Annotated in this window: 14 protein-coding genes; 11 read left to right on the top strand and 3 right to left on the bottom strand. The window is 66.5% G+C overall.

All coding sequences use genetic code 11. The features are described 5' to 3' along the window. The first annotated feature begins 15 nt into the window (after positions 1 to 15). From QTH97_RS00275 to QTH97_RS00260, 4 genes are all read left to right on the top strand, one after another. On the top strand, positions 16 to 675 hold the full coding sequence (locus tag QTH97_RS00275) for a response regulator (protein WP_286565966.1): 660 nt from the start codon (positions 16 to 18) through the stop codon (positions 673 to 675). Further along, positions 672 to 1,985 (top strand): ATP-binding protein, encoded by a 1,314-nt coding sequence (locus tag QTH97_RS00270; RefSeq protein WP_286565965.1) that lies wholly within the window; start codon positions 672 to 674, stop codon positions 1,983 to 1,985. Before QTH97_RS00275 ends, QTH97_RS00270 begins: the two co-directional genes overlap by 4 nt. Before the next feature lie 94 nt (positions 1,986 to 2,079). Further along, complete coding sequence (locus QTH97_RS00265) at positions 2,080 to 3,549, top strand: DegQ family serine endoprotease (RefSeq protein ID WP_286565964.1); 1,470 nt, start codon at positions 2,080 to 2,082, stop codon at positions 3,547 to 3,549. A gap of 141 nt (positions 3,550 to 3,690) precedes the next feature. After that, the gene (locus QTH97_RS00260) at positions 3,691 to 4,035 is read left to right on the top strand and encodes a hypothetical protein (RefSeq protein ID WP_286565963.1); all 345 of its coding nucleotides are present in this window, start codon (positions 3,691 to 3,693) and stop codon (positions 4,033 to 4,035) included. Positions 4,036 to 4,057: 22 nt separating this feature from the next. Here the strand turns inward: QTH97_RS00260 and QTH97_RS00255 are convergent, their stop codons facing one another. Beyond that, positions 4,058 to 4,225 (bottom strand): hypothetical protein, encoded by a 168-nt coding sequence (locus tag QTH97_RS00255; RefSeq protein WP_286565962.1) that lies wholly within the window; start codon positions 4,223 to 4,225, stop codon positions 4,058 to 4,060. 162 nt (positions 4,226 to 4,387) lie between these two features. Here QTH97_RS00255 and QTH97_RS00250 point away from each other — a divergent pair, with 162 nt between their 5' ends. The 5 genes from QTH97_RS00250 to QTH97_RS00230 all read left to right on the top strand — a co-directional run bounded on the left by QTH97_RS00250 (position 4,388) and on the right by QTH97_RS00230 (position 9,661). After that, positions 4,388 to 4,768, top strand: coding sequence for an FHA domain-containing protein (locus QTH97_RS00250; protein ID WP_286565961.1), 381 nt, complete (start codon positions 4,388 to 4,390; stop codon positions 4,766 to 4,768). A gap of 16 nt (positions 4,769 to 4,784) precedes the next feature. Further along, a complete protein-coding gene (locus QTH97_RS00245; protein WP_444813350.1) occupies positions 4,785 to 5,420 on the top strand; it encodes a dioxygenase family protein in 636 nt (211 codons plus the stop codon). 212 nt (positions 5,421 to 5,632) lie between these two features. Next, positions 5,633 to 6,235 carry a hypothetical protein gene (locus tag QTH97_RS00240; protein ID WP_286565960.1) on the top strand — a complete coding sequence of 201 codons (603 nt, stop codon included), beginning with the start codon at positions 5,633 to 5,635 and terminating at the stop codon, positions 6,233 to 6,235. A gap of 223 nt (positions 6,236 to 6,458) precedes the next feature. Next, positions 6,459 to 8,456 (top strand): serine/threonine protein kinase, encoded by a 1,998-nt coding sequence (locus tag QTH97_RS00235; protein WP_286565959.1) that lies wholly within the window; start codon positions 6,459 to 6,461, stop codon positions 8,454 to 8,456. Then, positions 8,453 to 9,661 carry an OmpA family protein gene (locus QTH97_RS00230; RefSeq protein WP_286565958.1) on the top strand — a complete coding sequence of 403 codons (1,209 nt, stop codon included), beginning with the start codon at positions 8,453 to 8,455 and terminating at the stop codon, positions 9,659 to 9,661. The genes QTH97_RS00235 and QTH97_RS00230 overlap by 4 nt, the downstream gene beginning before the upstream one ends. Positions 9,662 to 9,677: 16 nt before the next feature. On the opposite strand, the gene QTH97_RS00225 is transcribed toward QTH97_RS00230, so the two are convergent. Then, entirely contained in the window at positions 9,678 to 9,926 is a 249-nt protein-coding gene (locus QTH97_RS00225) for a hypothetical protein (RefSeq protein WP_286565957.1), read from the bottom strand. A 524-nt stretch (positions 9,927 to 10,450) separates the two neighbouring features. On the opposite strand from QTH97_RS00225, the gene QTH97_RS00220 reads away from it, so the two are divergent. After that, entirely contained in the window at positions 10,451 to 10,822 is a 372-nt protein-coding gene (locus tag QTH97_RS00220) for a hypothetical protein (RefSeq protein WP_286565956.1), read from the top strand. On the opposite strand, the gene QTH97_RS00215 is transcribed toward QTH97_RS00220, so the two are convergent. Next, the gene (locus QTH97_RS00215; RefSeq protein WP_286565955.1) at positions 10,819 to 11,544 is read right to left on the bottom strand and encodes a GntR family transcriptional regulator; all 726 of its coding nucleotides are present in this window, start codon (positions 11,542 to 11,544) and stop codon (positions 10,819 to 10,821) included. The two genes, QTH97_RS00220 and QTH97_RS00215, sit on opposite strands and share 4 nt — an antisense overlap. Before the next feature lie 114 nt (positions 11,545 to 11,658). Between QTH97_RS00215 and QTH97_RS00210 the strand changes: the two genes are divergently transcribed. After that, positions 11,659 to 12,630: a VOC family protein gene (locus QTH97_RS00210; protein WP_286565953.1), complete on the top strand. Its 972-nt coding sequence runs from the start codon at positions 11,659 to 11,661 to the stop codon at positions 12,628 to 12,630. Positions 12,631 to 12,668: the final 38 nt, after the last annotated feature.

Here is a 12,668-nt window from a genome sequence, read left to right as displayed (position 1 = left end):
ACGGACGAATGAACGATGAGACTGCTTCTGCTGGAAGACGATGTGATGATCGGCGAGACCGTGCTCGATCTGCTGCGCGCCGAACAGTACGCGGTCGACTGGGTCAAGGACGGCGACGCGGCCGACTCGGCACTTCGCGCGCAGCAATATGACCTGGTCGTGCTCGACCTCGGCGTGCCGCGCCGCGACGGGCTCGATGTCTTGCGTTCCTTGCGTGCCCGCAAGCAGCGCATGCCGGTGTTGATCGCCACCGCGCGCGACTCGGTCCAGCAGCGCATCGAGGGCCTGGACGCCGGCGCAGACGACTACGTCCTGAAGCCCTACGACCTCGACGAATTGCTGGCACGCATCCGGGCGCTGCTGCGACGCGCGTCCGGTCGGGCAGAGCCGGTCTACGAGCACATGGGCGTCAGCGTGAACCCCGCCACCCGTGAAGTCACGGTGGCGGGCCAGCCGGTCATGCTGTCCGCGCGCGAATGGGCCGTGCTCGAGCCGCTCCTGGCCCGGCCCGGCATGGTGTTGTCACGCGCGCAACTCGAGGAAAAGCTCTATAGCTGGAAAGATGAGATCAGCAGCAACGCCGTCGAGGTCTACGTCCATGGACTGCGCAAGAAGCTGGGCGCGGACCTGATCCGCAACGTGCGCGGAGTCGGCTACATGGTGCCCAAGGAATGAAGTCGCTTCGAGCCCGCCTGCTGTGGTTTCTGCTGGCGGCCATCGTTCTCGCGGCGGGCACACAGGCATTCCTCGCCTACCGCACGGTGCTCAGCGAAGCCGACGATATCTTCGACCAGCACATGCGGCAGATGGCGCTCTCGTTGCGCGCAGGACTGCCGCCCAGCGCCGCGGTCGGCGGAATCGGCGCCGGCGACGAGAACTTCGAATTCATCGTTCAGGTGTGGACGCTGGACGGCATCCGCATCTTCGAATCCGCCGCGCAGGCCGCATTGCCGCAGCGTGCCGTGCTCGGCTTCTCGAATGTCCAGGCCCGAGGCACCACCTACCGTGTGTTCTCCCTGCAGACCGGTGCGCTCGTGATCCAGGTGGCGCAGGACATGGCGGCGCGGCGCCGCATGGCGGGGACCTTGGCGCTGCGAACGGTCGGGCCTATCGCGCTGGCGGCGCCGCTGCTCATGCTGGTCGTCTGGTGGGTCGTGAGCTTTTCGCTTGCACCGGTCGCGCGCGTGCGAAGCCAGGTTGCCGCCCGGCAGGCCGACGACCTGTCGCCGCTGAGCGAAAGCGACCTGCCCGAAGAGGTGCGGCCTCTGGTGCACGAGCTCAACCTGCTGTTCAACCGCGTTCAACGGGCCTTCGACGCACAAAAGCACTTCGTGGCCGATGCTGCGCACGAGTTGCGATCGCCGCTGGCGGCACTGAAGCTTCAGGTGCAGGGCCTGCAGCGTGCTGCCGACGAACCCACTCGCGAACTCGCCGTGGCGCGCCTGACTGCGGGCATCGACCGCGCGACCCGCCTGGTCGAGCAGATGCTGGCGCTCGCGCGCCACGAGGGCAGCGCCATGGCCGGTGCCCGGCCAGAGTCGGTGAGCCTGTCGGAGGTCGCGCGGCTTGCGATTTCCGACGTCGTTTCGACGGCGCAAGCTCGGCAGATCGATGTCGGTGTCGTCAGATCCGATCCCGTGAAGGTGCCGGGCCAGGCCGAGGCGCTGCGCACGCTGCTGCGCAACCTGCTCGACAACGCCGTGAAGTATTCACCCGACGGGGGACGGGTCGACGTCAGCATCGCGTCGGGCGCGGATGGGATCGAACTCGGTGTTGACGACAGCGGCCCGGGCCTTCCGGCCAGCGAGCGCGAGCGCGTGCTCGACCGCTTCTACCGTTCCGGCGAGCCCCAGGCGCCGGGCAGCGGCCTGGGCCTCGCGATCGTCAAGTCGATCGCGGACCTGCATGGCGCGACGATCTCGCTGGACCGGTCCGCGAGCCTCGGCGGCCTCCGGGTCGCTGTGCGGTTTCCGGCTACGGGCTGAGCATTCGTGCCTGCGCGGGGCGCCCGTTTAAGGCGCGCTTAAGTGAGTGGCACGACATTCCTTTCGTTGACTCTCCAACCTCGAAAGGATTCCAATGAAAAACAGTTTGTCCTCGCCGCGCGCGCTCGTCCTTTCGCTGGCGGCTGCCGGCGTGATCGGCGCCGTGGCTACCGGCGCCTATACCAGCGCCAATGCGGTGGCCTCGCCGCCGCCGGCTGCATCGGCTCCCGCCGCTGCGCCGCAGGTTTCCATGCCCGACTTTTCCACCATCACGTCGCGCCATGCGCCGGCGGTGGTCAACATCAGCGTGACCGGCACGACCAAGACCGCGGCTGCCGAGGGTCCGCAGGGCATGGACCCCAACGACCCGATGTACGAATTCTTCCGCCGCTTCCAGGGCCAGGGCGGCCCGCGCGGGCAACAGCAGCGCGAGGCGCCGGTTCGAGGCCAAGGCTCCGGCTTCATCGTGAGCGCCGACGGCATCATCCTGACCAACGCGCACGTCGTGAAGGACGCGAAGGAGGTCACCGTCAAGTTGACCGATCGCCGCGAATTCCGCGCCAAGGTGCTCGGTTCGGATACCAAGACCGACGTCGCTGTCCTCAAGATCGACGCCAAGAACCTGCCGACCTTGTCGGTCGGCAACACCAAGGAACTCAAGGTGGGCGAATGGGTGCTCGCGATCGGTTCGCCGTTCGGCTTCGAGAACACGGTGACGGCCGGCGTCGTCAGCGCCAAGGGTCGTTCGCTCCCGGACGACGGGTATGTGCCGTTCATTCAGACGGACGTGGCGGTGAATCCCGGCAACTCCGGCGGCCCGCTGATCAACACGCGTGGAGAAGTCGTCGGCATCAACTCGCAGATCTACAGCCGCAGCGGCGGCTACCAGGGCGTGTCCTTCGCAATCCCGATCGATGTCGCGATTCAGGTGAAGGACCAGATCGTCGCCACCGGCAAGGCCAGCCATGCACGCCTGGGTGTCGCGGTGCAGGAAGTGAACCAGGCCTTTGCCGATTCCTTCAAGCTCGACAAGCCCGAGGGCGCGCTGGTGTCGAACGTCGAAAAGGGCGGCCCGGCAGACGAAGCGGGCCTGCGTTCGGGTGATGTCATCCGCAAGGTCGACGGCGAACCGGTCGTTGCTTCGGGGGACCTGCCGGCGTTGATCGGCCAGAAGAAGCCCGGCAGCAAGATCACGCTCGAGATCTGGCGCCAAGGCCAGCGCGAGGAGATCTCCGCGAAGCTCGTTGACTCCGCCGAGAAGTCGACCACCGTCGCGAAGAACGACAGCGGTGCCAGCCAAGGCAAGCTCGGCCTGGCGCTGCGTCCGTTGCAGCCGCAGGAGCAGCGCGAAGCGGCGGTCGACGGCGGCCTGCTGATCCAGGAAGTGGGCGGCCCCGCCGCGATGGCCGGTGTTCAGCCGGGCGACGTGTTGTTGGCCATCAACGGCACGCCGGCAAAGAGCATCGAGCAGGTGCGCGAGGTGGTGGCCAAGGCCGACAAGTCCGTGGCCCTGCTCATTCAGCGCGACGGCGACAAGATCTTCGTGCCGGTACGCCTCGGCTGATCCGCTGCTTCCGCGAAACTGGCAAATCGAGACAAAGTGCCGGTTCGCGGGGGCATGGTTTGCCCGATGTGAAAAAGTGCCATGGTGGAAATTTCTCGGTGCAGTAACAATTCGTTAAGCAACTGAATTAGAGGAATCCCCATGGTGCGGCGCGATCTGGCCCTGACTGTTCTTGAGTTGGAGCCCAACGAATTCCATTGGGTCCTGATGGAGGCAGTGCAGGCGGAATCCGAGGAGTGCCTCGGATACCGGCCCATCGATTCCTCGACCCGAGGCCTTCCGGACTATTCCGAAGCGCTCATCCAGGGCGCTTCGGCCCTGCGCGTGCTGCAAGGGCTCGCGCCATTCGGCAAACCCATGAATCCCGTGAGCATCGGGGAAAGCACTTCCGGGCCCTTGCCGGAAGAGGGCGCTGGCGCCGGCGGCCCGAACTCATCGACCGATCCCGACTCGTGCATGTTCACCACCGGCCATCCGGTGCTGTAGACCGTACTCCGACAACCCAAGCCTAGCGGCGCCGCACGTCGAAGTGCAGCGCGGTCACGGCGATCACCTTGGCCGCTCGCGACCGGATCGTTTCCTTGAGGGAGACGCCGCGCAGCACCAGGAGAGGTTGCGCAGGCGTGCTGCACGGCAGTTCAGCCGGCTGAACGGGGCGGGTTGACGCGAACGACATGCGGAATCTGGCCGCGAGCGTGAGGCTTGGTTGCATGGTCTACAAGTTACGCGGCCGTATCGCAATCGAAAATCTCTCCAATGGGGCATGGCACCCCCAAGCGGCATACTCCGGAAGTTCGGCGCACTGCCTGTTGCGTGCGCGTGCCCAGGAAAAAGAAAGATGCCAAGACTGATCGTGTTGCAGAAGAATGGCTCGGCCAAGCAAGTCAATGTGACGGGAACCCCGTTCGTCATCGGTCGCGCGGACACGTGCGACCTCGTTCTCGACAATCCCCTCGTGAGCCGATCCCACGCCGTGTTCGAGGCGGTAGGGGAGGTGATGACCATCCGCGATCTGCAAAGCCATAACGGAACCTACGTCAATGGCGAGCGGACGGAGATCGTCGCACTGAACAACGGCGACGAAATCAAGCTCGGGAGCTACCAGATCCGCTACCTCGCCGATGGCGGTCCGATTGCGGCAGCCGAGGCGTTGCGTCTGGTCACGGTTCCGGGCAAGCTGGCGGACATCGATCTTCAGAAACTCGGCGTGAAGCCCTGAACAGCCGTCCACTGCAATGAACGCATCGCGCAGCCACATGGGTCTTCCCCGACGCTCGGTCGCAGCGGCGCTGGTTGCAATGCCTGCCCTCTGGCTCGGCGCTCGTGCGCAACCGCTGGCCCCCCGGCGCGCAACGCCATCGCAGACCGAAGGGCCGTTCTATCCCGTGACCCTTCCAGGGGATACGGACAACGACCTTTTGCACAACGGCACACTGAACTACGCCGCGGGGGAGCCGACCTGGATCGACGGCTCGGTGGCTGATCTCGATGGGCGACCGCTGGGCGGTGCGTTCGTCGAGATCTGGCAATGCGACCAGGCCGGGCACTATCACCATCCCGGTGACGGCGACCGTGCCGACCGGGCCTTTCAGGGATTCGGTCGCGTCGCCGTGGATGCGCAGGGCCGCTATCGCTTTCGCACGATCCGACCCGTGCCTTACACCGGTCGCACGCCGCACATCCACGTGAAGGTCAAGCTCGGCCCCCGCGAACTGCTCACGACGCAGCTCTATGTGGCGGGCGCGCCGGGCAATGCGCGCGATTTTCTCTGGCGAAACCTGTCCGAGCAGGACCGGGCCGCGATCACGGTTCCCTTCGAGCGGGCACCGGACGGCTGGAAGGCCAGCTTCCCGATCGTCGTCGCTGCCTGAGGCTCCGCGCCCGTGAATTAATGCCGGAGCGCCGAGCGAAGGGACCGCGCGGGATGCGCGTCACCCTCGTGGTTGCAGGTATCCTCACTGTTACAAGTTCCGGCCGCCGGTCGTCGGGACTCAACGCTTCGTATGAACCCCCTGCCGCCCCCTATTGCCCGTGACCACGACGTCCTCCCGGAGGCCTGCTGATGTTCTCGGGTGATGGCCTGTTGGCGATCAAGGTGATGGCCGCCGCCGCGCCGGTGGCAGGTTTTGCGGCCGTCGCGCACGTGCGCTCGCGGCGACGCGCCAAGCGGGACCAGGAGGCTGCCACCGCAACCGGTGCGACGCGAACCATCTTCGTCGAAGTCCCCCGCTCGGTCGACGACGCGTTCGCATCGGTCCGTTTCGACCTCACGCCCAACCTGATGGGCTGCCTCGCCGCTGCAAACAGCGCGTCCCTGCGCGGCTTCGAGACCCCGGATGCGGTCATGATGGCGCTGGATGTCGATGCGGTATGGACAGGCGTTGGCGTCGGGAAGTCCGCGACTGACGAGGTCCAGCCGCATCGCACCCGCGTCATCGCGACCCGGGAAGTGCTCGTGCTCCGCTCCAGCGGTCCGTCTCGCGAAAGCGTCAAGGTGCGGTTGAGGGAGCTCCTGCGAGCCCACCGGGCCACGGAGGAGGGCGAGCCGCTGTATTGCGCCGCCGACGGCGAGATTCGCACCGCGCCCGCGCGGCGCGTGCGCGTTGCCGATGTGACTCAGCGCAAGCACTTCTACTGGGTCCGCTCGGGCGGCTCGACGGCCGATACGACGCACCGGCCCGGCTAGTCCCCGCGTTCCTTCCCATACCGCATATGGCCGGCCCCCGCGGAGCGCGGAAGGGCGGAGCGACCGTTCGGCTAGTGCTTCTGGTGAATGCTTCCTCACTTCTCGCGCAGTAGAGTCGCTGTCACGACAGAGAGGATCTGACGTGATTTCATTGCTGGTTCGCATCGTGCAGTCCATGGCTTGGAAATCGGGCAAGCGTTCGCAAGACGCCCGCTGAAATTCAATGAGCCCTGTGATTTCACTCGATACGCGCACCGTGCCAGGCTCGGTGACAGGGCGAGGCGCACACCAAAAAGTGGCGCTGGAGTGGGCCGACATCACACAGGGCAGCGCACACACCTTGCCCGAAGGCATGCGTCTGCAGGACTACGAGATCGTCGGGCCCATCGGCGAGGGCGGCTTCGGCATCGTCTACCTGGCCTGGGACCATTCGCTGGAGCAGCACGTCGCGATCAAGGAATACCTGCCGGCCATCCTGGCCTCGCGCGCCAGCGTGTCGCCGGCGGTGGTGGTCAAGTCGCAGCGCCACAAGGACGACTTCTGCCTCGGCATGCGCAGCTTCCTCAACGAGGCGCGGATCCTGGCGCGCTTCGACCATCCTTCGCTGGTCAGGGTGCTGCACTTCTGGGAAGGCAACGGCACCGCCTATATGGCAATGCCGTACTACGAGGGCCCGACGCTGTCGCGGGCGCTGGCCGAGCTCGGCAGGGCGCCGGACGAAGCCGAGCTTTGCGGCTGGCTGCATCCGCTGCTCGATGCCCTCGGCACCATGCATGCGGCGAGCTGCTTTCACCGCGACATTGCCCCCGACAACATCCTGCTCACCGACCACGGGCCTGTGTTGCTCGATTTCGGCGCCGCGCGACGAGTGATCGAAGGCGTCGGGCCATCGCCGACGGTGGTGTTCAAGCCCGGCTTCGCGCCGATCGAGCAGTACGGCGAAGTCGCCTCGATGAAGCAGGGCCCCTGGACAGACCTGTACGCGCTCGCCAGCGTCGTCTACGCCGCCGTCGCCGGGCAGCCGCCGACACCGTCGATCGAACGCCTGATGGATGACCGGTTGAAGCCCCTGTCGGAACTGGCGCGCGGCCGCTACAGCGAACCCTTCCTGGCAGCGATCGATGCCGCGCTGGCGCTGCACCCGCGCAACCGTCCGCAGAGCGCGGCCGAGTTCTGGACCTTGCTGAGCTGCGGCCAGCAACTCCAGGACCTGGATCTCCTGCGCGCAGTGCGGCAATCGGATGTGCCGTCCGGCGCGCCCCCGGCACCTCTGGTTGCCGACGACGCGTCCGAGCAGACCATGCCAGCCGAAGAGGATCTGGACGACTTCTTCGCGGAGCTGCCGGCAGAGCCCGCGCCCGAGCGCACGCTTGCGCCCGCAGCTGAGGAAAGCGGTCCGGACGAGACGGAATCGAATGAAGCTGTCGACGCAGCGCCTGCGCCACCCGAAGTTTCGGGGCCGCACTTCCGGCCCCCGGTTTCCAACTGGCCGCCGCTGCGCGCGGCACCCAGGTCGGCGCAAAGCCGGGGCAGCCGGACGAAGGTCGCCGTGCTGGCCGCATTGGTGGTCTGCGTGGGGCTGGTCGCGGTGGGCTATCTCGGCTACGACCGCATTGGTGACGACGCCGCGCCGCCGACTGCGGGCCGCACGGCCTCGCCCGCGACGCCTGCGCCGGACCCGATTCCGGCCGCGGCACCGACAGCGGCACCGGTCCTGGCCACGACCGCGACTCCCGCTCCGGCTCCGGCAGCGGCACCGGCACCGGAACCCGAACCGATGTCGGCAACCGAGGCGCTTGCACTGCCGACGCCGGTTCGAGCGCCTGTCGTCGCCATACCCGACATGCCGTCCCCCGCTCCGGAGCCCGTCGCCGAATCGCGGACACCTCCGCTGACCGATTCCGACCTTGCGTCCGCCGCTGAGACAGCATTGCCGCGAAGCGATGCGAAGGCACCGGAAGCGCGGGCATCCAAACCCGCACCGGTGACAGCTCCCGTCCGCAAGGCCGTGGCGCGTGCGCCCGCTGAAAGCTCGCGGCAGTCCCGTCGCGAAGCCCGCATCCAGGCGGCCGAGCCGCCGGTGCTTCCCGCCGCCGTCGTGCAAGCAACGCCCCCCGAGATTCCGAAGGCCAACAGCAGGTGCACGGACATTCTTCAACGAGCCTCGCTCGGACCAGTCACGTCCGAAGAGGCGGCTATCTTGAGAAAGGGGTGCGAATGATGACCACGACCTTCGCTCGCTGGCTGCAGGCCGCGTTTTCGACGGGTGCCCTGTCGGTCTTGCTGGGACTCTCAGGCTGTGCAGCGCCACCCGTCGCCAGTTCATCCAAGACGGAACTTCCCTTCGACCAGGCGGTCGCGCAGGCCACCGACGGACTGGTCAGGCAGACGCAGAAGGGGCCGGCTTTTCTCGCCAAGATGGGATCGAAGCGCCCCGTGGTGCTCGACCCGATGGTCGATGGCGGGAGTGCGCAGCAGACCGTGGCAACCCAGGTGTTGCAGGACCGGGTGACCGAACGGCTGAACGCCAAGTTCGAGTCGATGGAAATCATGCCCTTCGACAGCGCGAACCTGCGCAAGGCCCGCTACCTGCTGACGGGCACGATGACCCGCCTGTCAGTCGATGAGCCCCGCAGTCCGCTGCAGATCAACCTCGCCCTGACCGAACTCGCCAGCGGCACCGTCGTCGCCCAGTCGTCCGCCGTGGCGCGCGACGAAGGCCTGGACCACACCCCGCTGCCGTATTACCGCGACACCCCTGTGCCCACCAAGGACCGGGTGATCGAAGGCTACGTGCGTACCAGCGCCACGCCGCCCGGCCAGCGTGCCGATGCGTATTACCTCGAGCGTCTCGCGGCGGCGCCTGGAATCAAGGAGGGGACGGCCCACTACAACGCCGAGCGCTATCAGGATGCGCTGGCGCAGTACAGCGCCGTCGGCGGCGGACCGACCGGCGAGCAGTTGCGTGTCCTCAACGGGATCTATCTGAGTTCGGTGAAGCTCGGCCGCGCGACCGAGGCCGAGGAGGCCTTCGGCAAGATCGTGGCCTACGGCATCGCCAACCAGCAATTGGGAGTGAAGTTCCTGTTCAATCCGAACGCAACGACCTTCTGGTCGGAGGCCCGGATCAGCGGGCCCTACACCATGTGGCTGCGCGAGATCGCCAAGGCCAGCGCCGATGCCAAGGTCTGCATGGACATCGTCGGCCATACCAGCCACACGGGACCGGTCGCGTACAACGATCAGCTCTCGCTACAGCGCGCCAGATACATCCGTCAGCGCCTGATCGACGAGTCGACGGCCTTGAGCGACCGGACCACGCCGAGCGGAAGAGGCTTTCGCGAGAACATCATCGGCAGCGGCACCGACGACGCGATCGACGCGCTGGACCGCCGCGTCGAATTCAAGATCGTGACTTGCAGCTGAGCGGTCGCGGCGACGCTCAGACCGAAGCGCCGCCGTTCTGCGACGGCCAGAACATCCGCCACCAGGGGCGCTTGGCTTCGGGCTGGGCGTTCGAGGCGTTGGCGATCAACTCGGCAGCAACGGATGCGCGAACGCGTTCCCGCAGCGCGGTTTCGTAGGCATGGGCCGGGGCGCGGGCACTGCGGTCGCCTCGCAGCGCCTGACGGCGCCAAGCATGTGCATGCTCGGCGAGTTCGTCGTCGCTCAGGTCGTCGGGGTGGGGCATCTGCTGTGTCATCTTGAACAGATTGTGACGCGTCCGGTGTGCGCCCGATGCGCAGGAACTCCGATTCTCCACGATGCAGGCCGGGCGAGTCGATGGGTGCAGGCGCCATATTCCTTGCTGGAGCGCTCCGATCCGGCCATCGCGATCTCGCGATATCGACTCCCACTGAGGTTCGTGTATTTGTGCGCAGAATCGGCAATCTGACAAAAAGTAATCCATTCGATTACACGTAACAGTGTTTGACAATCGCGCAAACTTTTTGGGTCTTGCGCGCCATGGAAGCTTCTCGATGGATTGGAACGTTTCTTCGATTCCTGAATGGCCTTCGTCGCGCACCCCGCAGGCGCAGGCCATCGCGTTCGACGGCACGCGTCGCCGCACCAAGGCATCGCCCCGCCGCACACCCTGTGGCGCGGGAGCCAGCTCGCTCGCCAGCGCAGGGCGGTGCGGCCTCCAGGCCGCCTGTCGTTGACGCCCCGGTCGATCAGATCAAGGCCTCCGGTCCCGTTGCGCCTCTGCCGGCCATGGTCGAAGTGCCGGCGCGCGTCGCCGCGCCGCCCCAGCCGATCAGGGCCGTCGTGCAACCCGCCGCGCCGCAGCCCATGCGAGAAGTCGTGCAACCCTTCGTGCAGCCAGAACCCGAGGAGACGCCCGCGGCCATCAAGCCCATGCGCACACTCGAAGAGGTGAGGGCGGACCTGGCCCGGCTGCGTGCGAGCGCAAAAGAACGGCACGCACAAGCCATGGTCCCGGTTCGGCGCGATGTCGCGTTCGCTCCCACGGATTTCATGGACTTCGCCAAGCCGGAAGCGCCGCCCAGCGAGGTCTCCGAATCGAGCTTCGAGGCGACGGCCTATCTGGACTTCACCACGCTGAAGCCTCGCGAGAGCAGCTAGGCAGGCGAGACGGCAACTTTTCCCGACGCGTCATCGGCGGGTGACAGCGCCAGATGGGGGCAGTTCAGCAGGAGTTGGGCCGTGTTGTCGAGGTGCTCGGCAATCAGCGCTTGCGCAGACTCGATGTCCCTGTGGAGCACCGCGTCGACCAGCGCCTGATGCTCGCCCTTCACGTCGCGCTCCGTCATCGACAGCGGCGCCGAGAGCTGCCTATAGCGCTCGCTTTGCTGGTAGAGGATCTGGTGCATGCGCAGCAGCCACTGGTTCGGGCACCCGGCGACCAGCGCGCGATGGAATTCGCCGTGGCTTTGCGCCCACTCGGCACTGAGTTGCGAAGGGCGTTCCGGGTCGCGCTCGGCGACGCGCGAAAGCCGATGAAAAGCCGAGACGATGCCGCCCTCCCAATCCAGGTCGCCGTGTCGGATGGCCTCTGCGAGGCACAGCTTTTCGATCTCGATGCGCGCCTTGACGAGGTGCAGCAGCTCGACCGCCGACACCGGGCTCACCCGATAGCCGCGCGCCGGCTCGGAAACCACCAGCGCCTCGGCCTCCAGCATGGCCAGGCCTTCACGCACCGCGCCTGCGCTGACTTCGATCTCCTCGGCCAGCGCGGCGATGTTGAGCTTGGACCCGGGCAGCAACCGCCCGCCGACGATGGCCGTGCGAAGCCGTTCGTAGACGAGGCGTGTCTGGCTGATACCTCTGCTGGGGCGCTCGCTCATGGCAGCCACTTCTTGTAAACCCTAACCATAGATAAAAAACTAGCCGATATAGTTTGTCGCAAAGAATATATTATTTTCCGGAAGCGTACAAACTTCGAACTGGAGCGAGACAACATGGCCGACATCCAGCTGCGCACCCGCAAGGATTCGAACCGCGCCGACGATCACAGCGTGCATTCGCTGGACGGCTTCGTCTTCACCGTGCCGGATCTCGATGAAGCGGCGCGTTTCTACGACGCCTTCGGTCTTCAGGTCGAACGCAGGGAAGGGCGGCTCGATCTCCACACGGTCGGTCATCCGCATGCATGGGGTTCGCTGTTCCAGGCGGACGGCCCAAAGAAACTTCAGTACCTGCGCTTCGGCTGCTTCGCCGAAGACCTGGCGGCCATCGGCGAGCGCATCGAGCGCCTGGGCGTCCCGCGCTGCGAGCCGCATCCGCTGGGTGATACGGAAGGCATCTGGGTCAGGCACCCGGACGGGTTTCCGGTGCAGGTCGTGGCGGCTGCCAAGAGCTCGCCGGATGCGCGCGCCGAACGGATCGCGGAATCCGACGTGCCGATGGGCACCGGCGCTTCGCTGGCGCGCTCGCGCATTCCCAAGGTCCGGCCGAGGCGGCTGTCGCATGTGCTGCTGTTCTCGCCCAACGTGGGCGATGCGATCGTGTTCTATCAGGACGCGCTCGGCCTGCGACTGACCGACCGCTCCGGCGAGCTCGTGGTCTTCATGCATGGAGCGCACGGCAGCGATCACCACCTGATCGCGATGGCCAAGTCCGATGGTCCGGGTCTTCATCACACGAGCTGGGACGTCGGCAGCATCGACGAGGTCGGCCGCGGCATGGAGCAGATGTACGCGGCGGGCTATCCGCGCGGGTGGGGCGTCGGGCGCCACGTGCTCGGCTCCAACTACTTCTACTACGTGCGCGATCCCTGGGGCAGCCACGCCGAGTACTCCTACGACATCGACTACGTGCCCGGCGGCTTCGAGTGGCCTGCGGCAGACCATCCGCCCGAGGACTCCTTCTATGCCTGGGGCCCGGCCGTGCCGGAGGACTTCATCACCAACTTCGAGATTCGCAACGGCTGAGCCGAGGGCACCGGGCCCTTCGCCCCCACCACCTCAAG

This window comes from Variovorax gracilis (genome assembly GCF_030317115.1).
Lineage (GTDB): Bacteria > Pseudomonadota > Gammaproteobacteria > Burkholderiales > Burkholderiaceae_C > Variovorax > Variovorax gracilis.
The sequence above is the reverse complement of the archived record's forward strand: the minus strand, read 5'-3'. Positions and strand labels throughout refer to the sequence as shown.